Raw genomic sequence first — 22,039 nt, 5'->3', positions numbered from 1 at the left:
AATTCCTGAATGAAAAAAGTTCTAGTTGTAGATGATTCAGCATTTATGAGAAAACTTATTGGTGATTTTCTAACAGCCTCCAAACAGCTAGAAGTGATAGGAATTGCCAGAAATGGTGAAGACGCGATTTCAAAAATTAAAAAACTCCGTCCCGACGTCGTGACCCTTGACGTGGAAATGCCAAAGATGAATGGAATAGAAGCCTTAAGGAGAATCATGGGGGAATGTCCGTTACCTGTTGTGATGCTCTCATCTACAACCAAAGAGGGGGCGGAGGAGACCGTCAAAGCCATGGAGCTTGGAGCTGTTGATTTTATCGCGAAACCTTCAGGAACCATTTCCTTGGACCTTCATAAAGTTCAAGATGAAATGGTTGAGAAAGTAATATCGGCAAGCAAGGTGAACATGACGAAAATAACCAGCGCTTTTCGAAAAAGGACAGAGTCGGTACATTCAGGTGAACCTGCTAAAGGAGCTGTACCAACGTTACCCTCTGACCTTAAATGGACCAGTGATTCACCGAAATTGATCCTTATAGGAACATCAACAGGAGGTCCGCGTGCTTTACAGCAGGTGCTGACAGAATTATCTCCTCAACTGGATGCACCAGTGGTAGTGGTTCAGCATATGCCACCGGGCTTTACCAACTCACTGGCCAACCGGTTAGATGGTCAATCCGCCATTAAAGTGAAGGAAGCGGAGCATGAAGAAATCCTTCAAAAAGGAACAGCATATATCGCACCGGGTGGTTTTCATACAAAAGTGGTCGAGCATGGAGCACATTTAGCCTTTGAATTACCAAAGGAAGAAGCACCACGAAATGGTCACAGACCTTCCGTAGACGTATTGTTCGAATCCGCAAGCCTGCTTCGGAATCATGGGAAAATAGCTGTCATAATGACAGGGATGGGCTCCGATGGCTCTGAAGGATTGATCAAGCTGAAAGAAACAGGCGAAGTGAGGGCCATTGCGGAATCAAAAGAGACTTGTATTGTGTTTGGAATGCCGAAATCGGCTATCGCTACAAATTTAGTGGACAGCGTGGAACATATCGAGGATATTTCTCAATCTATTATGAAGTACATGTTGTAGAGAGGTGTGGAGCACATGGAATTGAGTCAATATTTAGAAGTTTTTATAGAAGAGAGTAAGGAAAATCTACAAACCTGTAATGAGCAATTACTGGAATTGGAGAAGAACCCTGAAAACCTGGCGATTGTTAATGAAATTTTTCGTTCAGCTCACACGTTAAAAGGAATGTCTGCAACGATGGGGTATGAAGATTTAGCAAACCTTACCCATAAAATGGAGAATGTTCTGGATGCTATACGTAATGAAAAAATTAAAGTGACACCAGAGATATTGGATGTAGTGTTTAAATCCGTTGATGACCTGGAAGCAATGGTCTTTTCTATCGCGGACGGGGGAGATGGGAAACGGGACGTGACAGAAGTAGTCACCCTCCTCCAAGCAATAGAAAAGGGTGAAAGTTTACAATCGGCAAGTAATGAAGCTGCCGCAACCATAGCGCCTGAAATACATACATTGTCCATGAAGTACGAGGCATTTGAACAAACCGTTATTCAGCAATCCTACGAGCAGGGTTTCCGATGCTTTGAAATTACCGTTTCCTTGCGGGATGACTGTCTGTTAAAAGCAGCAAGAGTCTATATGGTTTTTGAAGTGTTGGAAAAACTAGGAGAAGTCATTAAGTCTTTCCCTACTGTCGATCAGCTGGAAGAAGAACAGTTCGACCAATCCTTTGTTATAGCTGTTGTGTCAAAAGAGGATGCATGTGACATAGAAAAGAGTATACGTAACGTCTCTGAGGTTGAAGGAGTCACGTTAATGGAACTGACCTCACAACATATTCATAATGAAGAACTGAATGCAGTGGAGGAACAGTCACCAGTAGCAGTTGTAAGCGAACAGGAAGACATGATACCTAAAGAAACAAATAAAAATTCGAAACAATCGAATCCATCGAGCAAAACGATACGTGTAAACATTGAGCGACTGGATGTACTGATGAACCTTTTTGAAGAACTTGTCATAGATAGAGGCAGATTGGAACAAATCTCAAAAGATTTAAATAATCCGGAATTAAATGAAACGGTTGAAAGAATGACACGGATTTCCGGAGACTTACAAAGCATCATCCTCACTATGCGGATGGTTCCTGTGGAAACGGTATTTAACCGCTTTCCCCGCATGGTAAGACAGCTTGCAAGAGATTTAAATAAGAAAATTGAATTAGAAATCATAGGGGCAGAGACAGAACTTGATCGGACGGTGATCGATGAAATCGGAGATCCACTCGTCCACTTAATTCGTAATGCCCTGGATCACGGAATTGAAATGCCTGAGATTCGCTCGAAAAATGGTAAGCCTGAGCAAGGGACAGTCAAGCTGAAAGCCTATCATAGCGGAAATCATGTATTTATTGAACTTGAAGATGATGGTGCAGGTATTAATAAACAGCGAGTGATGGAGAAAGCGATTCAAAAAGGAATTGTATCAGAAGAAGTGGCGCAAACCTTATCCGATCGACAAATCTATGAACTTATCCTGGCGTCAGGTTTTTCAACAGCTGACCAAATCTCAGACATCTCTGGTAGAGGTGTTGGATTGGATGTAGTTAAAGCGACGATCGAGTCATTAGGTGGTGCCATTACAATCGACTCCAGTGCTGGCCAAGGATCATTGTTTTCTATTCAATTGCCATTAACCTTATCGATTATTTCTGTCATGCTTGTTGAAATTGAAGCTGAGAAATATGCAATCCCCCTTTCTTCCATTATCGAGACGGCCATAGTCAAAAAAGAAGAGATCATGAATGCACATAATCAAAGAGTGATAGATTTCAGAGGCAAGGTGGTTCCTTTGTTATTCCTGGAGGATGTATTCGAAGTTCCTAAAGATTCAAAGGATGAAGAGCATTATTCTGTCGTAGTTGTCCGCAAAGGAGAAAAAATGGCAGGTTTAGTAGTGGATTCATTCATTGGTCAACAGGAAATCGTGCTGAAATCTTTAGGGAATTATCTTAATGATGTATTTGCCATTTCAGGTGCAACCATATTGGGTGATGGGCAGGTAGCACTGATTGTTGATTGCAATGCATTGATTAAATAGGAGGTAAGGGAAATGAGTGTAGTGTCAGAGACGACGGAAGACCTAAAGTTGATCGTATTCCAATTGGTGGATAAGGAATATGCCATTCCTGTCGATCAGGTCAGATCAATTGAGAAGCCGCAGCATATAACGAGAGTGCCTAGAACGCCTTCCTATGTTAAAGGTGTAATAAATTTACGTGGTGTCGTAACCCCCATCATCGATTTAAGAAGCCGGTTCGATTTACCCTCATCTGTGCCAACCGAGAGCACCCGCGTGATTATCGTAGGTTTAGATGATAAAGAAGTAGGATTGATCGTCGATGCGGCAAATGATGTGTTGGATGTAGAGAGAGAAACGATTGAACCTTCACCGGAGGTTGTCGGGGTAGTAGAAGCAGAGTACATTGGTGGAGTAGTAAAGCAAAATAAACGATTATTGATTCTACTTCATTTAGACAAAATACTGCAATCCATCTAAGGAGAACAGATACGAATGGGTTATGAGAAGAAAATATCGTCAATGCACTTAGATATTTTGAAAGAAATCGGGAATATTGGAGCGGGGCATGCAGCAACTGCCCTCTCTACTCTTCTGGATAAGAAAATTGACATGAAGGTACCCAGTGTCCAGGTTGTTACATTCGATGAAATGATGGACATGGCAGGAGGACCGGATAATATTGTCGTAAGTGTGTTCTTAAGAATTGAAGGGGATGCACCGGGAAGTATGTTTTTTTTATTGCCTCTTGAACAAGCTTCTACTTATATTCGAACAATGATACAGGATCGATCGTTTTCCTTTAGTGAACCACCGTATTCGGAATTAGGTTTATCTGCCATGCAAGAGTTGGGGAATATTCTCTCAGGTTCTTATTTGTCTTCCTTATCCGACTTTACGAGTCTTAAGCTGTTACCATCTGTTCCCGCTTTATCTGTAGATATGGCTGGTGCCATTATCGGTTTCGGTTTACTGGAAATTTCTCAGGTAAGTGATTATGCGATTGTCATAGATACAGCCTTAAAAGAAGAAGAATTTGAGGAATCGGAAAGTGTGAAAGGTCACTTCTTCCTCTTACCGGATCCCGATTCATTTGAAATCATCTTCCAATCCCTCGGTGTGAAGCTATGATTGAAGTGAACACAGTGGTAAGGGTGGGGATTGCAGATATGAATATCGTTAGTAAGGGAAGTTCAATTCGTACATCGGGCTTAGGTTCTTGCATTGGGGTGGTATTATACGATGAGCTTATCAAATTGGCTGGTATGGTCCACGTCATGCTCCCTCATTCATCGTTAGGGAAAGAGCCTTCCATGAAATTAGCTAAATATGCAGACACTGGAATAGATGAACTCATCCGACAACTGGGAGAACGGGGTGCGAAAGTTGAGAGACTTAAGTGCAAAATGGCTGGCGGTGCTCAAATGTTTCAATTCAAATCAAAAAGCGATGTGATGAGAATTGGCCCAAGGAATGCTGAAGCGGTCAAAGAGGCACTCTTGAAGCATCGAGTTCCAATTGTTGCAGAGGATTTGGGTGGTAATAAAGGGAGAACCATCGAATTCTTCACGTCGACCGGGATCCTTCATGTTCGCACGGTAAATGAAGGAACAAGAGAATTATGAGTCAATGAAGAGTTTCAAGGAGTAACAGGAAAGATCCACTCGTTTTCTCATACCATGGAGTTCTATACCTTAATGCAAATTTCAAGGAAGAAAATAGTAAGCAAGGAGGATTCTTATGTCTCAGCAACCCCCTCGAACAGATGAACAACTTTATTGGGAGAAATGGATTAACAGTCGTGATACCCAGGCAGGTGACATGCTAGTGAAGAAATACATGCCCCTTGTGTCGTATCATGTTCAGAGAATTTCCGTTGGGCTGCCAAGAAACGTCTCGAGAGAAGATATAAAGAGTCTTGGGTTGATGGGTTTACTGGATGCACTTCAGAAGTTTGATCCAACAAGAGATCTGAAATTCGATACATATGCTTCGTTCAGAGTCCGGGGAGCCATTCTCGACGGACTGAGAAAAGAAGACTGGCTACCAAGATCAACAAGAGACAGGGCGAAAAAAATCGAAGCCAAAACAGTAGAACTGGAACAAATTTTATTACGCCACGTGACCGCCGAGGAAGTAGCAGCCTCATTAGAGATGGCTCCTGAGGAAGTATATCAAACCACCAATGAACATTTCTTTGCCAATGTCCTTTCCATGGATGAGCAACTAACCGATGAAGATCATGACTCTCAAAGCTATTCTATTAAAGATGTTAAGACGATCACACCTGAGGAAGAAGTGCTGAAAGGTGAAAGGGTAACAGAGTTAGAGAAAACGATTCTTACGCTTTCTGATAAAGAACAGCTTGTGTTAAGCTTATTTTATAAAGAGGAATTAACTTTGACGGAAATCGGGGAAGTCATGAAACTGTCAACCTCACGAATTTCACAAATACATTCCAAGGCCATTTTTAAACTGCGCAATTTATTAGGCTCATGAACCAATGCTATTGATTATCGGTGCACACAATAAGCCCAAACCATAGATATTGATGGACTGTTCCCAAGAAATACGGTTAATGGAGCAGTCCTTTTATAAATGAAGAAATACTAAAATCAAACTAAATTAAGGTGATGACATGGTAACATTCCTGCTTTTTATATCTTTTCTTCTTAATATCGTCTCCTTGCTTGCGATCGTCCTTTTATACTCAAGGCAAAATCGTTTTCTTAACATGGAAAAAGAACAAAAGAAAATGATCATGGAACTCGAAGAAGTCATTTCTACTTATTTGATAGAAATGAAAGAAGAGAATGAAGAGTTCATTAGGACTTTTAATCATCATGCTAAAAGTCAAACAAGTATTACTGACAAAACGGAAGTTGAAAATGGAAACAGTTCCCCGCTTCAAACCAATCCCAAATGGTCGGGAGCAGGATATAAGCAGGCTTCAAAGGCCTATCAGCAAACACCAACACCGCAAAGGGGAGCTGTCGAAAATAAGTTGGAAGTGAAACCAACAGTAAAAACCAACGACGATCCCCTTATCCAAGAGGTTCTCTCACTTGAAAAAGAAGGGAAGACCATCGAGGAAATAGCTCAAACTGTCGGAAAAGGGAAAACGGAAATAGAGCTCCTGCTAAAATTCCGTCAAATTATGTAGGAATGTCTTGATTGGTTGGAATAGGTATGCTATAGTATTCATGGTGTTATTACACACGTTTCTCGATTGAGGTGGATGGTGCTATTCAACCGAATAGTTTCTACTACAAGATGACGGAAACGGAGGAGAAAACAAAAACCATTTAGGAGGAAACACACATGTCAGTAATTTCTATGAAACAATTGCTAGAAGCTGGTGTACATTTCGGACACCAAACACGCCGTTGGAACCCAAAAATGAAGAGATACATCTTCACTGAGCGTAACGGCATCTACATCATCGACCTTCAAAAAACAGTTAAAAAGGTTGAAGAAGCTTATAACTTCGTGAAAGAATTAGCTGGTAACGGCGGTAAAGTTCTTTTCGTTGGAACAAAAAAACAAGCACAAGAGTCTGTTAAAGAAGAAGCAGAACGTGCTGGTATGTACTACATCAACCAACGTTGGTTAGGTGGAACACTAACGAACTTCGAAACGATCCAAAAACGTATCACTCGTCTTAAAAACATCGAGAAGATGGAAGAAGACGGAACGTTTGAAGTGCTTCCGAAGAAAGAAGTAGTACAACTTAAAAAAGAACATGAACGCTTAGTTAAATTCCTAGGCGGAATCAAAGATATGAACACGCTACCTGATGCATTATTCATCATCGACCCTCGTAAAGAGCGTATCGCTGTAGCAGAAGCACGTAAACTTCATATCCCTATCGTGGGTATCGTTGATACTAACTGTGATCCGGATGAAATCGATGTTGTCATTCCTGCGAATGACGATGCAATCCGTGCGGTTAAGCTTCTTACAGGTAAAATGGCTGACGCTATTTTAGAAGCTAAGCAAGGTGAAGAAGCAGCTGTAGCAGCTGAGTAATGAATGAAAGGTGATAAGAGGGCTTACCCTTATCACCTTTTTTTAAAGAGTATTCACATCTACTGTACTCTACTATAGAGGCAGTACATTTTATGACTTTCGCCAAACGGTGATAAAAGTCTACATAGTCAAACTAAGGAGGAAACCCACTATGGCAATTACTGCACAAATGGTTAAAGAACTTCGTGAAAAAACTGGCGCTGGAATGATGGATTGTAAAAAAGCGTTAACAGAAACTGACGGAGATATGGACAAAGCAATTGACTTCCTACGTGAAAAAGGAATTGCGAAAGCAGCTAAGAAAGCTGATCGTATTGCAGCTGAAGGTACTACTTACATTGCAAGCGAAGGGAATACTGCTATCATTTTCGAAGTGAATGCAGAAACTGATTTCGTTGCGAAAAACGAAAACTTCCAAAGCCTTGTTAAAGAACTAGCTGATCACTTACTAGCTAACAAACCGGCTTCTGTTGAAGAAGCTCTAGATCAAAAAATGGCAAATGGTTCAACTGTAAGTGAATTCATCAATGCCGCTATCGCTAAAATCGGAGAAAAAATCACTCTGCGTCGTTTTGAAATCCGTACTAAAGGTGATAACGCTGCATTCGGTGAATACCTGCACATGGGTGGCCGTATTGCTGTTCTGACTGTAGTAGAAGGTACGACTGATGCTAATGTAGCGAAAGACGTTGCTATGCATGCTGCAGCATTAAATCCTAAGTATGTATCCCGTGACCAGGTTTCTGCTGAAGAAGTAGAACGTGAGCGTGAAGTACTTAAGCAACAAGCATTAAATGAAGGAAAGCCTGAAAACATCGTAGAAAAAATGGTTGAAGGCCGCCTTGGGAAATACTTCGAAGATATCTGTATCCTGGATCAGACATTCGTTAAGAATCCAGATCAAAAGGTACGTCAATACCTTGAAGCGAATAAAGCTACTTTAACTGATTTCACCCGTTACGAAGTAGGGGAAGGTCTTGAAAAACGTCAAGACAACTTTGCTGAAGAGGTAATGAGTCAAGTTAAGAAATAATAAAAGCTAAACAATTCTTAGTAGGGAACACTTAGCGTGTTCCCTATTTTTCAAGAAAAATTCTATTTTTATGGAGGTTCCCATGAGCGTTCCAAAATACAAACGTGTCGTTCTGAAACTTAGTGGAGAAGCATTAGCAGGTGATGATGGCTTCGGAATAAACCCTTCTGTCATTAAAAATGTAGCAGAAGAAGTAAAAGAAATTGCTGAACTTGATGTTGAAGTTGCAGTTGTCGTTGGCGGAGGTAATATCTGGCGTGGTAAGATAGGTAGTGAGATGGGTATGGATCGTGCATCTGCTGATTATATGGGGATGCTGGCTACCGTTATGAATTCTTTGGCTCTTCAAGACAGCCTTGAGCAAATTGGCATCGAAACCAGAGTTCAAACTTCAATTGATATGCGTCAAGTGGCAGAGCCATATATCAGACGCAGAGCCATCCGTCACTTAGAGAAGAAACGTGTTGTGATTTTTGCAGCAGGTACGGGAAATCCTTACTTCTCAACTGACACTACTGCGGCACTTCGAGCAGCTGAAATCGAAGCAGAGGTCATCCTGATGGCTAAAAACAACGTAGATGGTGTATATTCAGCAGATCCTAAGAAGGACGAGACGGCTGTTAAATATGAAGAACTTTCCTATTTAGATGTTCTGAAAGAAGGTTTGGCTGTAATGGATTCAACAGCTTCTTCTCTTTGTATGGACAATGATATTCCACTTATTGTATTCTCTATTATGGAGGATGGGAATATTAAGAGAGCCATCACAGGTGAGAATATAGGTACAATCGTTAGGGGGAGAGAATAATGCCAAATACGATCATAACAAACGCAAAAGAAAGAATGACAAAAGCTATTCAAACATTTTCTCGTGAGTTAGCAAGCATCCGTGCAGGAAGAGCAAACGCATCTCTACTTGATAAGATTACCGTTGATTACTATGGTGCACCGACACCTGTTAACCAATTAGCAGGTATTTCAATTCCGGAGGCTCGTATGTTAGTCATCCAGCCTTATGATAAATCAGCTTTAGGCGATATTGAAAAGGCGATATTGAAATCAGACTTGGGAATTACACCTACAAGTGACGGTAACATTATCCGGATCGTTGTTCCAGCATTGACGGAAGAACGTCGTAAAGAACTTGTGAAGCTTGTGAAACGAGAAGCTGAAGATGCAAAAGTGGCGATTCGCAATATTCGTCGTGATGCAAATGATGAACTTAAGAAGAAAGAGAAAAGCGGGGACATTACAGAAGATGACCTTCGTGGATACTCTGATGATGTTCAGAAAGCAACAGATGAAAGCATTGTCAAGATTGATGCTATTGCAAAAGACAAAGAACAAGAAATGTTAGAAGTATAATTAATCATATTCTAATCCTAAGGGGCTGACCTATAAGTGAACTCATATTCCTTATGGGCCGGTCCCTTTGTTTTATGCTTGTTTAGAGTGTTTATGATGATAGCCGGCTTCTCCATTTCTCTGATTGCATGATTTTATCGTATTGAGAGAAGACAACGTTTAACGTTCAAAATACATATAGATGTACATAATCTATTTTCTTGAAGATATCTTCCTTGTTTTTTGATATGATAGTATAGGTAAATATTTTTTGGATTGTTGGTGGAGGATTTTTATGCTAAACAAGCTTAAGCAATGGAAAAGACAGCAAACTTCGGAAGAAGTGGATGATCGATTTCAAGAATTAGTCAAACACCCGATTCCGGGTCATATAGCTATAATTATGGATGGTAATGGACGGTGGGCAAAAAAAAGAGCCTTGCCTAGAGTCGCTGGACATCATGAAGGCATGAAATGTGTGAGAAGAATAACCAAATTGGCAAACGAATTAGGTGTAGAAGCTTTAACTCTATATGCTTTCTCAACTGAGAATTGGAAACGTCCAAAAATGGAAGTTGAGTTTCTAATGAAGTTGCCAGAAGAATTTTTAGGTACCTTTCTACCTGAATTAGTAGAAGAAAACGTTCAGGTGAAAATGATGGGTTCTCCGGATGCCTTGCCGACACACACTAAGAGAGCCGTCACTAAGGCGATGGAAGCGACGGAGAATAATGACGGTCTGATATTAAACTTTGCTTTAAATTATGGCAGCCGCTCTGAAATTATTGATTCTATGAAGCATGTCTTAAAAGATGTTCAGAATGGAATACTAGATGAGAACGAATTGAATGAAGAAGTGTTTTCAAGTTACTTGATGACGAAAGATTTAAAAGATCCAGACCTGCTTATTCGAACGAGTGGAGAAATCCGCTTGAGTAACTTTATGCTTTGGCAATTAGCTTATACAGAGTTCTTTTTTACAGACGTACTGTGGCCTGATTTTGGCAAGGAACATTTAATAGAAGCAATTGAAGCATATCAAGGTCGTTCAAGAAGATTTGGTGGGTTACAAAGCGAGGAATCCTAATGAAACAAAGAATTATTACAGCAGTAATAGCTGCAGCGATATTTTTGCCAATCATCATTTTTGGTGAAACTCCATTTATTATTTTAATGTATCTTATTGCTTCCATCAGTTTATACGAAGCATTAAAGATGAGAGGGCAATGGATTTTTACCATTCCCGGGTTATTATCTTTGGCCCTTTTATGGGTATTTTTGATCCCAACCGATGCTATCGGGATCTTAGCAGACTTTGGCTATTCCAAGATCGAAATGGCTTTTCTTGCCGTGCTGCTCTTCTTAACATATACAGTGGCAACTAAGAATCGGTATACATTCGATGATGTGTCATTTGCTCTGTTAAGCATTTTATATGTAGGAATTGGTTTCTATTACTTCATGGAGATCCGTTTGGATGAAGGAGTACAGTTTGTTTTCTACGCTTTATTTATCATATGGGCCACAGACTCAGGAGCTTATTTCATCGGAAAAGCAATGGGGAAAAAGAAGCTATGGCCACAAATCAGTCCGAACAAAACCATCGAAGGTTTTGTTGGCGGGATCATTTGTGCCATCGTAGTTGGAGTTATCATGACGTTTTTCACAGACCTTGATATGTCCATTCCTAAACTTATGATCGTGACGGCTATTCTATCTGTCTTTGGACAAGTTGGAGACCTGGTCGAATCAGCTTTGAAAAGACATTACAAAGTAAAAGATTCCGGGCACTTATTACCTGGACATGGTGGAATGCTGGATCGTTTTGATAGTTTATTATTTGTGTTTCCCCTTCTTCACTTTCTTTTATAGGGGTAGAAGGTTTCTAGCGGGAGGAGTGTAGTTGTTGAAAAAGATTAGCTTATTGGGAGCTACCGGTTCTATAGGGACACAAACCCTTGATGTAATCCGTGAGAATCCTGAGGAATTCAAACTGACAGCTATGTCTGTTGGCAGAAATATAGAAGAAGCCAGAAAAATGATTATGGAATTCAGTCCTCAATTGATTTCTGTACAACGCAAAGAGGATGCTGAATTACTAAAGAAAGAATGGTCTTCCGTAAAGGTTCTTTATGGGGAAGAAGGCTTGGTGGAAGTGGCTTGCCATCAGGATGCGGACGTACTCGTCAACGCAGTGCTGGGAAGCGTGGGGCTTCACCCCACATTACAAGCCATCGAAGCAGGGAAAATGATTGCGATTGCCAATAAGGAAACGCTTGTAACGGCTGGACATCTGGTGATGGAGGCTGCCCGTAAAAAGAATACTACTTTACTGCCGGTTGATAGTGAGCATTCTGCCATTTTCCAAGCGCTGCAGGGAGAACAAGAAAAGAATATTGAAAAACTGATCATTACAGCATCCGGAGGCAGCTTCAGGGACCGGTCAAGAGAAGATTTAGTGGGTGTCACAGTAACAGAAGCCTTGAATCATCCTAACTGGTCAATGGGAGCAAAGATTACCATCGACTCTGCTTCAATGATGAACAAAGGGTTAGAGGTCATCGAAGCACATTGGTTATTTGATATTCCTTATGACCAAATTGAGGTGGTGCAGCATAGAGAGAGCATTATCCACTCCATGATTCAATTCCATGATTCATCTGTGATGGCTCAATTAGGTACGCCTGATATGCGTGTTCCGATTCAATATGCTTTAACCTATCCCGACAGACTTATTAGACCAGGTAAGAGATTGGATTTAGTCGAAATGGGTAAGCTTCATTTTGAAGAGATGGATTTAAATCGTTTCCGCTGTCTTGCTTTTGCCTATGAAGCAGGAAGGATCGGCGGCAGTATGACGACGGTACTTAATGCTGCAAATGAAGCGGCAGTTTCCATGTTCCTGGAAAACAAGATATCTTTCCTGGACATTGAAGCGTATATTGAGAAGGCTATGTCTACTCATCAAGTGATACATAGACCAGATCTTGAAACCATACATGAGATCGATCAACAGACTCGACAACTTGTTTCAAGCTGGTTGTAGAGTACTTGGGCATGTTTACATGTTCTATAACGTAGTATGATAGTGGACATGTTTCCTACGCTTACTTCAAACATTTAGATCTGTTACCAACAGGTTATAAAAAAGGTGGTTTTTTATTTGCAAACGGTGATTGCCTTTGTTGTTATTTTTGGAGCTTTAGTATTTTTTCATGAGCTTGGACATTTAATTTTCGCGAAGCGTGCAGGGATTTTATGCCGTGAATTCGCAATAGGGTTTGGTCCTAAAGTGTTTTCATACAAAAAGGATGAAACAACCTATACGATTCGCTTATTGCCTCTTGGGGGCTTTGTCCGAATGGCCGGGGAAGATCCGGAAATGGTTGAGCTAAAGGCCGGGCACCGGGTTGGTCTTGTACTCGATCACGATGAAAAAATAAAAAAAATTGTCTTAAATAACAAAGATCGCTATCCGAACATTCGTGTCATTGAGGTAGAAGAAGCGGATTTAGAGCACAGACTGCATATTCGTGGATACGAAGAAGACGGGGAGGAACTGAAAACCTTTTTGATCTCCAGGGACGCTGTATTCATTGAAGATGGTGTCGAGACACAAATCGCTCCCTGGGATCGACAATTTGCATCTAAGTCACTACCCCAACGGGCGATGGCCATTTTTGCCGGACCTCTATTTAACTTTATATTAGCCTTCTTCATTTTCATCCTTGTAGGTTTATTACAAGGGGTTCCTACGAATGATCCTGTACTTGGAGAACTCACAGAAGATGGAGCGGCAAAAGAAGCCGGTCTTCAGAAAAATGACGTGATCTTAAGTATAGACGGTAAAGAGATTTCGACCTGGGATGATATTGTCACCATCATACAGAAGCACCCAGGGGATGAGCTGCGGTTTAATGTTGATCGTAATGGCTCAAACACAGAGATTCCAGTCACCCCAAAACCTCAAGAAATAGAAGGGGAAGAAATAGGGATCATTGGTGTTCATAGTCCTGTTGAAAAGTCGCCTCTCAAAGTCGTGACCAATAGTGCACAGCAAACGTATGAATGGACCAAAATGATTTTTGTTCTATTAGGGAAGCTTGTGTCCGGTGAGTTCTCGATCGATGCCTTATCAGGACCAGTCGGAATCTATCAGTCAACGGATGTTGTGGCTAAATCAGGTATATTCTACCTGATGAGATGGGCAGCCATCTTAAGTATCAACCTGGGAATTATGAACCTTCTGCCAATTCCTGCCCTTGATGGAGGAAGACTCCTGTTCTTCGCAGTTGAAGCGGTAAGAGGAAAACCGGTGGATCGCCAAATGGAAGGAATGGTCCATTTTGTCGGGTTTGCTCTTCTTATGGTTCTCATGCTCGTTGTTACATGGAACGACATTCAACGATTTTTCTTATAAAATATGATGTATCAATCTTGAACAGGCAGTTTCTCCCTCCAGAATCAAAAAATGAGGGTGTCACTGCCTGTTGATTTAAGATAAAATAGTGACAAGGAAATTCACACATTACATAAATAATATATATGGTAACTGAGGTGCTAATAGATGAAGCAGCGTAATACATTCATCCCTACTTTAAGAGAAACACCAGCTGATGCAGAAATTAAGAGTCATCAGCTTCTCTTGAGGGCAGGATTCATAAGACAAAATGCAAGTGGTATTTATAGCTTTTTGCCATTAGGAAATAAAGTATTAAAGAAAGTGGAAGAGATAGTTCGTGAAGAATTAGATGCAGCAGGTGCTGTTGAAATGCTCATGCCTGCCCTGCAACCTTCCGAGCTCTGGAAAGAATCGGGACGCTGGGGAACGTATGGCCCTGAATTAATGAGAATGCATGATCGCCATGATCGTGAATTTGCCCTTGGAGCAACACACGAGGAAGTGATTACAAGTTTAGTAAGGGACGAAATTAAATCATATAAACGTCTACCCCTCACGATGTATCAAATTCAAACGAAATACCGTGATGAAAAGCGTCCGCGTTTTGGGCTCCTCAGAGGAAGGGAATTCATTATGAAGGATGCCTATTCATTCCATTCTTCTTCTGAAAGCCTGGACGAAACATACAATGCATTATTTGAGGCGTATTCAAATATATTCAACCGATGCGGGCTCAATTTCAGAGCAGTTATCGCTGACTCTGGAGCAATGGGTGGTAAGGATACACATGAATTCATGGTGTTATCTGAGGTCGGCGAAGATACGATTGCATACTCCGATCAATCCGGTTATGCAGCGAATATCGAAATGGCTGAGGTAGTGGATTCCTATACTCAATCGTCTGAAGATATGCTTGAATTAGAAAAGGTATCAACACCAGAGAGTAAATCGATTGAAGAAGTTTCCTCTTTTCTATCTATCGAGAAAGCTCAATGTGTGAAGTCGCTACTATTTAAGGTAGATGATGATTATGTACTGGTATTATCCCGTGGTGATCACGATATTAACGATATCAAAGTGAAGAACCTTCTAAATGCAAGTGTAGTTGAATTGGCATCAGCCGAAGAAACGAAAGAGATCATCGGATGTGAAATCGGATCAATTGGCCCTTGTTCATTAGATAAAGACGTGAAAATCGTTGCTGATCAAGCAGTTAAATACATTCGAAATGGTGTATCAGGAGCAAACGAAGCAGGCTACCATTTCACAAACGTGAACCCTGAACGTGATTTTGAGGTTTCTCAGTACGCAGATCTTCGCTTCATTCAAGAAGGTGACCCCTCTCCTGACGGAAATGGTACGATCGTTTTCGCAAAAGGAATTGAAGTCGGACATGTATTCAAACTGGGGACAAGATATTCAGACGCATTAGGCAGCTCATTCTTGGATGAAAATGGCCGATCTCAGTCGATCATCATGGGTTGTTACGGAATAGGTGTCTCTCGTACCCTTGCAGCAGTTGCAGAGCAATTTAATGATGACAATGGTCTGGTTTGGCCAACGAATCTTTCACCATATGACCTTCATTTAATACCGATTAATATGAAGGATGAATCACAGGCTACACTTGCTAACGAACTATATGACACATTTATAGAAAATCGTTATGATGTATTAATGGATGATCGTGCTGAGCGTCCAGGCGTTAAATTCGCTGACTCTGATCTGATTGGACTTCCGATTCGTATAACGGTCGGAAAGAAAGCAGGGGAAGGCATCGTTGAAGTGAAAGTAAGAAGAACAGGTGAGATGCTGGAAGTTCATAAGGACGACCTTCTACCAAAACTCCAAGAACTATACAAGACTCTTTCTTAAAAAGAAAAGGGCTCGACTTTAAAGGAGGCAATCCTTAGCTGTCAGCCCTTTTTCTACTGTAAATAACACGATTAGAAATGGGGGAGAAGAATCATGGAAGAAAAGCCCCTGGGCAAAAGAGAGAGGTTTCAGCTGTTGCTCAAGCAATTAGGGTTAACAGAGGATGCCTTCGTCAAGTACTTTCCAAACGCTGAAATTGAAAAACTAGCGGTGTTTCGCAAGGAGAAGAAATGGCATTTTTACTTTACATTCGAAGAAATCATTCCTTGTAACGTGTGGAGTAAATTTTCAATCGCACTGCAAACCTCCTTTAAACATATTGCAAACGTAGGATTTACGATAAAAGTGGTGAATACCCAGATATCAGATCAGCACATTCTAGACTATTGGCAGGAGTGTGTGAAAGAAATTCAAGGTATATCACCGCCGTTATTAAAATTATTAAATACTCAAAAGCCGAAAATCAATGGAAATAAAATTATTGTGGTTGCTTCCAATGATACAGAAGCAACACAGTTAAAAAGAAAATACGGTGAAATGATCACCTCTACTTTCGAGAACTTTGGCTTTCCTAAACTAGTATTGGATGCAGAGGTAAGTCAAGTAGAGGAACAAAGCAATGAGTATGAGAAATTTTTAGAAGAAAAGCTTAAAGAAGATCAAGAGAGAGCCAAACAAGCTCTTATTGAAATGGAAAAGGCTGAAAAAGAGGAAGCAAGTGGTGCACCCAGCGGTCCATTCATGCTTGGTCTTACGATTAAAGATGATGCTGACTTCCGGAAGATTGAAGAGATTTATGACGAAGAACGACGGATCGCCATTGAGGGATATGTTTTCGATTGTGAAACGCGTGAATTACGTAGCGGTCGTACTTTATTAACATTTAAAGTAACAGACTACTCAAGTTCGATCCTCGTCAAAATGTTCTCGAGGGACAAAGAGGACGCTGCTATCATGAACAATATGAAAAAAGGTATGTGGGTCCGCTGTCGTGGAAGCATTCAAAATGATACATTCGTGCGTGACCTGGTGATGATCGCCAACGATGTGAATGAAATCAAACCGGTTCTGAGGTTGGATACTGCTCCCGCTGATGAAAAAAGGGTGGAGCTTCACATGCATACTCCAATGAGTCAGATGGACGCCGTTTCTTCAGTGGCAAGTCTTGTTGGCCAAGCAAAAAAATGGGGGCATAAAGCGGTAGCGATAACGGATCATGCCGTTGCACAATCCTTCCCGGAAGCCTATAGCGCAAGCAAGAAGAATGATATAAAACTTCTCTATGGTGTGGAAGCCAATCTTGTTGATGATGGGGTTCCAATTGCCTATAATGACCGGGATCTTCCTTTAGAAGATAGTACTTTTATTGTCTTTGATGTTGAAACAACCGGACTGTCGGCCGTTTACGACACCATCATTGAACTCGCTGCGGTGAAAATCAAAGATGGTGAGGTCATCGATAAATTTGAATCGTTTGCCAATCCTCATCATCCTTTATCCGCTACAACCATTGAATTAACGGGTATTACCGATGATATGGTGCAAACGGCGCCTGAAATAAACGATGTTCTTCACGACTATCATAAATGGGCAGGAGAGGATATATTAGTTGCACATAATGCTTCCTTTGATATGGGTTTCTTGAATGCAGGGTATCAAAAAGCAGGACTGCCTAAAGCGACTAATCCTGTCATCGATACGCTGGAGCTTGCCAGACTACTGTATCCTCAATTCAAGAATCATCGTTTAAATACGTTAGCCAAGAAATTTGATATTGAACTGACCCAGCATCACCGAGCGATCTATGATGCGGAAACAACTGGATATTTGTTATTGAAAATGCTGAAGGATGCCGTTGAAAAAGGAATCACCAATCATAATCAATTCAATGATTACATGGGGAAAGGTGATGCATACAAACGGTCAAGACCCTATCACTGCACGCTGATTGCCCAAACGGAAGAAGGCTTAAAGAACCTTTATAAACTAGTATCCATCTCTCACATGAATTATTTTTTCCGTGTTCCGAGAATTCCCCGCTCCCAGCTTCAAAAGTATCGAACGGGAATTCTCGTAGGTTCAGGCTGTGACAAAGGAGAAGTGTTTGAAGGGATGATGCAGAAAGGGAAAGAAGAAGTTGAGGAAAAGGCTCAATTTTATGATTACCTGGAAGTTCATCCAAAAGAAGTCTATCAACATTTAATCGAGTTGGATTTGGTGCAAAGTCAGAAAAACCTTGAAGATATCATAAAAAACATTGTGGATCTTGGTAAGAAATTGGATAAACCGGTAGTGGCTACCGGTAACGTGCATTACTTAAATGAAAACGACAAGATATACCGGAAGATTCTCGTTGGCTCTCAAGGCGGGGCGAATCCGTTGAACCGACACGAACTTCCTGATGTTCATTTTAGAACAACGAATGAGATGCAGGATGCATTCTCTTTCTTAGGGAAAGAAACAGCGAAAGAAATTGTTGTGGATAACTCCAACAAAATAGCCGATCTTGTAGATGTCATTAAACCAATCAGAGATGATCTATATACGCCTAAAATTGAAGGCGCTGATGAAGAAATGCGTCGCATGAGTTATGCCATGGCGAAAAGCATTTACGGAGAGAACCTTCCTGAAATTGTAGAAGCAAGGCTCGAAAAGGAATTAAAGAGTATTATCGGTCATGGATTCGCAGTCATCTATTTAATTTCACATAAACTCGTGAAAAAGTCATTGGATGATGGTTACCTGGTAGGGTCCCGTGGATCAGTAGGGTCTTCTTTTGTTGCAACAATGACAGAAATAACGGAAGTGAATCCTTTATCCCCCCACTATGTATGTCCATCTTGTAAGAAATCCGAGTTCTTTGATGATGGATCGGTGGGATCAGGGTTTGATTTGCCCAATAAAGATTGTCCTGATTGTGGAATTCCATACAAGAAGGATGGTCATGATATTCCGTTTGAAACATTCCTTGGATTTAAAGGAGACAAAGTTCCTGATATCGATTTGAACTTCTCGGGCGAATATCAGCCTAACGCCCATAACTATACGAAGGTTCTGTTCGGTGAAGATAATGTATATCGGGCAGGTACGATCGGTACTGTGGCGGAAAAGACCGCCTACGGGTATGTAAAAGGATACGCCAATGATCATCAGCTGCAAATCCGCGGAGCAGAAATCGATCGATTGGTAAGTGGATGTACCGGAGTGAAAAGAACAACCGGACAGCATCCTGGAGGGATCATCGTAGTACCTGATTATATGGATATCTACGATTTCTCACCCATTCAATTTCCTGCTGATGATTCAAGCTCGGAATGGAAAACAACACACTTTGATTTCCATTCCATCCATGATAATCTTCTGAAGCTTGATATTCTTGGTCATGATGATCCAACCGTTATTCGTATGCTTCAGGATTTATCAGGGGTCGATCCGAAGACCATTCCGACAGATGACCCTGAAGTGATGAAAATCTTCAGTGGAACGGAACCGCTCGGAGTGACAGCGGAACAAATCATGTGTAAGACCGGTACACTCGGAATCCCGGAATTCGGTACACGATTTGTTCGTCAAATGCTTGAGGATACAAAGCCGACGACATTTTCTGAGCTTGTTCAAATTTCAGGTCTTTCACATGGTACTGATGTATGGCTTGGCAATGCTCAAGAGCTTATTCATAATAACATTTGTAATCTGAGCGAAGTAATCGGTTGTCGTGATGATATTATGGTTTATCTCATCTATCAAGGACTCGAGCCTTCACTTGCCTTTAAAATCATGGAATTTGTACGTAAAGGGAAGGGACTGCAGGATGAATGGGTAGAAGAGATGAAAAAGAATGGGGTACCGGACTGGTATATTGATTCTTGTCTGAAGATCAAATATATGTTCCCGAAAGCCCATGCCGCTGCCTATGTATTAATGGCTGTTCGTATTGCATACTTTAAAGTGCATCATGCTCTTCTTTACTATGCTGCTTACTTCACCGTTCGTGCAGAGGATTTCGATATTGAAGCCATGGTGAGGGGATCTCAAGCAGTCAGGGCTAAGATAGAAGAAATCAACAGCAAAGGGCTGGATGCATCTCCGAAAGAAAAGAACACGTTAACAGTACTGGAGTTGGCCCTTGAAATGTGTGAGCGGGGTTACAAGTTCCAAAAGGTAGATCTGTATCGTTCACACGCGGCTGAATTTGTGATAGATGGAGATTCATTGATTCCACCGTTCAACTCGATTCCCGGCCTTGGGACGAATGCGGCCATCAATATTGTGAATGCTAGACAGAATGGGGAGTTTCTCTCTAAAGAAGATCTTCAACAAAGAGGTCGCGTCTCCAAGACAATCATTGAGTACCTGGACAATCACGGCTGCTTGGAAGCCTTGCCGGATAAGAACCAATTATCCCTGTTCTAAGCTGATACCATGGGAATTGTTTGCATAAACATGTTGATTATGGTATATTTTTATTGGAAATACTAAAGATAGCTCTAAAGGTAGAAGAGTGGGGTCGCACCCCACTCTTTCGTTATTACATGGAGATTTTTTGAACTATCATTTCTAGTCTTGGTGCAAGATTTTCATATAGACCAGGAGGTAAGTATGAGCAAAATAACAACACTTGTAGAAGAACTTGTTACACCAATCTTAGACGACATGTCATTAGAACTCATCGATATGGAATATGTGAAAGAGGGATCCAATTGGTTTCTTCGTGTATTTATCGACAAAGATTCAGGTGTTGACATTGAAGAATGCGGAATAGTAAGTGAAAGACTTAGTGAAAAGTTAGATGAAATTGACCCAATTCCTCATAATTACTTTTTAGAAGTTTCTTCACCGGGAGCTGAACGTCCTTTAAAGAAAGAAAAGGACTTTGAGAAAGCCATCGGCAAAAACGTTTATGTGAAAACATATGAGCCGTTGAACGGTGAAAAGGCCTTCGAAGGCACACTTCTTTCCTATACTTCAGACCAATTAGCATTAGAAGTAACCATTAAGACTCGAAAAAAGAAGGTTGAAATTCCAACAGATAAGATAGCGATCGCACGATTAGCTGTTACATTTTCATAGGAACTAACCGCACTATAAAGGGGGATGAAACCACCATGAGCACTCAGTTATTAGATGCTCTTACTGTTTTAGAGAAAGAGAAAGGCATTGCAAGAGATGTCATCATTGAAGCAATTGAAGCTGCACTTGTGTCGGCTTACAAACGAAATTTCAACCAAGCACAAAATGTCCGTGTAGACCTTAACCTTGAAACGGGTACGATGAGAGTCTTCGCTCGTAAAGAAGTTGTAGACGAAGTATTTGATTCCCGCCTTGAGATTTCTGTCGAAGACGCCGGGGAAATTAACCCTAGCTACGAAGTTGGAGACGTTGTTGAGTTGGAGGTAACACCAAAGGACTTTGGCCGTATCGCTGCACAAACAGCTAAACAGGTTGTTACCCAACGAGTAAGAGAAGCTGAAAGAGGAATTATCTATTCCGAATTTGTGGATCGCGAAGAAGATATCATGACAGGTATCGTTCAACGTCAGGACAATCGCTTTATCTATGTGGCACTAGGCAAGATTGAGGCACTTCTACCGGTGAGCGAGCAGATGCCAAATGAAACATATAAACCTCATGATCGTATTAAAGTGTTTATTACAAAGGTTGAGAAGACTACAAAAGGTCCTCAAATCTTTGTTTCAAGAACACACCCCGGATTACTGAAGCGGTTATTTGAAATCGAAGTTCCTGAAATCTTTGATGGAACGGTAGAAATCAAATCGGTTGCACGTGAAGCCGGAGATCGCTCTAAAATCTCTGTTCATGCAGAAAATTCCGAGGTAGATCCCGTTGGAGCTTGCGTGGGAACCAAGGGTGCACGTGTACAGGCAATTGTAAACGAATTAAAAGGTGAAAAAATTGACATCGTTCAATGGTCAGAAGATCCTGTAACATTCGTAGCCAATGCTTTAAGTCCATCGAAAGTGCTGGATGTACAGGTGAATGAAGTTGATAAAGCGACAAGAGTAGTTGTTCCGGATTATCAACTTTCACTTGCAATAGGTAAACGTGGCCAAAATGCCCGTCTTGCAGCCAAATTGACAAACTGGAAGATTGATATCAAGAGTGAAACAGACGCTCGTGACCAGGGATTATATCCTCGAGAAGAGTCATTCCTACCTCAAGATGAAGAGGAAGAGTATGATAACGAGCCTTTAAATATTGATTTTGATAATCAAGATTAAGAGGTG

At 41.1% G+C, this 22,039-nt stretch carries 19 protein-coding genes; all 19 read left to right on the top strand.

Annotated elements, in window-relative coordinates; all coding sequences use genetic code 11:
- Positions 1-9 precede the first annotated feature (9 nt).
- The 19 genes from DET59_RS03400 to nusA all read left to right on the top strand — a co-directional run bounded on the left by DET59_RS03400 (position 10) and on the right by nusA (position 22,033).
- A complete protein-coding gene (locus DET59_RS03400) occupies positions 10-1,092 on the top strand; it encodes a protein-glutamate methylesterase/protein-glutamine glutaminase (RefSeq protein ID WP_113968204.1) in 1,083 nt (360 codons plus the stop codon).
- Between the two features lie 15 nt (positions 1,093-1,107).
- Positions 1,108-3,132, top strand: a complete 2,025-nt coding sequence (locus DET59_RS03395; protein WP_113968203.1) for a chemotaxis protein CheA — start codon at positions 1,108-1,110, stop codon at positions 3,130-3,132.
- Positions 3,133-3,144: 12 nt separating this feature from the next.
- Entirely contained in the window at positions 3,145-3,591 is a 447-nt protein-coding gene (locus DET59_RS03390) for a chemotaxis protein CheW (RefSeq protein ID WP_113968202.1), read from the top strand.
- A 15-nt stretch (positions 3,592-3,606) separates the two neighbouring features.
- The gene (locus DET59_RS03385; RefSeq protein ID WP_113968201.1) at positions 3,607-4,242 is read left to right on the top strand and encodes a chemotaxis protein CheC; all 636 of its coding nucleotides are present in this window, start codon (positions 3,607-3,609) and stop codon (positions 4,240-4,242) included.
- A complete protein-coding gene (locus DET59_RS03380) occupies positions 4,239-4,736 on the top strand; it encodes a chemotaxis protein CheD (RefSeq protein WP_113968200.1) in 498 nt (165 codons plus the stop codon). Before DET59_RS03385 ends, DET59_RS03380 begins: the two co-directional genes overlap by 4 nt.
- A gap of 115 nt (positions 4,737-4,851) precedes the next feature.
- The gene (locus DET59_RS03375) at positions 4,852-5,610 is read left to right on the top strand and encodes a FliA/WhiG family RNA polymerase sigma factor (RefSeq protein ID WP_113968199.1); all 759 of its coding nucleotides are present in this window, start codon (positions 4,852-4,854) and stop codon (positions 5,608-5,610) included.
- A gap of 139 nt (positions 5,611-5,749) precedes the next feature.
- Positions 5,750-6,274, top strand: a complete 525-nt coding sequence (locus DET59_RS03370) for a hypothetical protein (RefSeq protein ID WP_113968198.1) — start codon at positions 5,750-5,752, stop codon at positions 6,272-6,274.
- A 158-nt stretch (positions 6,275-6,432) separates the two neighbouring features.
- Positions 6,433-7,140 carry a 30S ribosomal protein S2 gene (rpsB, locus tag DET59_RS03365; RefSeq protein ID WP_034760179.1) on the top strand — a complete coding sequence of 236 codons (708 nt, stop codon included), beginning with the start codon at positions 6,433-6,435 and terminating at the stop codon, positions 7,138-7,140.
- A 151-nt stretch (positions 7,141-7,291) separates the two neighbouring features.
- Positions 7,292-8,173 carry a translation elongation factor Ts gene (tsf, locus tag DET59_RS03360; RefSeq protein WP_113968197.1) on the top strand — a complete coding sequence of 294 codons (882 nt, stop codon included), beginning with the start codon at positions 7,292-7,294 and terminating at the stop codon, positions 8,171-8,173.
- A gap of 82 nt (positions 8,174-8,255) precedes the next feature.
- Positions 8,256-8,981, top strand: a complete 726-nt coding sequence (pyrH, locus tag DET59_RS03355; protein WP_113968196.1) for a UMP kinase — start codon at positions 8,256-8,258, stop codon at positions 8,979-8,981.
- Positions 8,981-9,538 carry a ribosome recycling factor gene (gene frr, locus DET59_RS03350; protein ID WP_113968195.1) on the top strand — a complete coding sequence of 186 codons (558 nt, stop codon included), beginning with the start codon at positions 8,981-8,983 and terminating at the stop codon, positions 9,536-9,538. The genes pyrH and frr overlap by 1 nt, the downstream gene beginning before the upstream one ends.
- A gap of 274 nt (positions 9,539-9,812) precedes the next feature.
- Entirely contained in the window at positions 9,813-10,604 is a 792-nt protein-coding gene (locus DET59_RS03345; RefSeq protein ID WP_113968194.1) for an isoprenyl transferase, read from the top strand.
- A complete protein-coding gene (locus DET59_RS03340; RefSeq protein WP_113968193.1) occupies positions 10,604-11,389 on the top strand; it encodes a phosphatidate cytidylyltransferase in 786 nt (261 codons plus the stop codon). Before DET59_RS03345 ends, DET59_RS03340 begins: the two co-directional genes overlap by 1 nt.
- Positions 11,390-11,423: 34 nt before the next feature.
- Positions 11,424-12,563, top strand: a complete 1,140-nt coding sequence (dxr, locus tag DET59_RS03335) for a 1-deoxy-D-xylulose-5-phosphate reductoisomerase (protein ID WP_113968461.1) — start codon at positions 11,424-11,426, stop codon at positions 12,561-12,563.
- Between the two features lie 117 nt (positions 12,564-12,680).
- Complete coding sequence (gene rseP, locus DET59_RS03330) at positions 12,681-13,937, top strand: RIP metalloprotease RseP (RefSeq protein ID WP_113968192.1); 1,257 nt, start codon at positions 12,681-12,683, stop codon at positions 13,935-13,937.
- A 147-nt stretch (positions 13,938-14,084) separates the two neighbouring features.
- Positions 14,085-15,794: a proline--tRNA ligase gene (locus DET59_RS03325; protein ID WP_113968191.1), complete on the top strand. Its 1,710-nt coding sequence runs from the start codon at positions 14,085-14,087 to the stop codon at positions 15,792-15,794.
- 93 nt (positions 15,795-15,887) lie between these two features.
- Entirely contained in the window at positions 15,888-20,207 is a 4,320-nt protein-coding gene (locus tag DET59_RS03320) for a PolC-type DNA polymerase III (protein ID WP_113968190.1), read from the top strand.
- Positions 20,208-20,393: 186 nt separating this feature from the next.
- On the top strand, positions 20,394-20,864 hold the full coding sequence (gene rimP / locus DET59_RS03315) for a ribosome maturation factor RimP (RefSeq protein ID WP_113968189.1): 471 nt from the start codon (positions 20,394-20,396) through the stop codon (positions 20,862-20,864).
- 35 nt (positions 20,865-20,899) lie between these two features.
- Positions 20,900-22,033 carry a transcription termination factor NusA gene (gene nusA / locus DET59_RS03310; protein ID WP_113968188.1) on the top strand — a complete coding sequence of 378 codons (1,134 nt, stop codon included), beginning with the start codon at positions 20,900-20,902 and terminating at the stop codon, positions 22,031-22,033.
- Positions 22,034-22,039: the final 6 nt, after the last annotated feature.

Source organism: Rossellomorea aquimaris (assembly GCF_003315075.1).
GTDB lineage: Bacteria > Bacillota > Bacilli > Bacillales > Bacillaceae_B > Rossellomorea > Rossellomorea aquimaris_C.
This window is presented reverse-complemented; position numbering and strand designations above follow the sequence as displayed.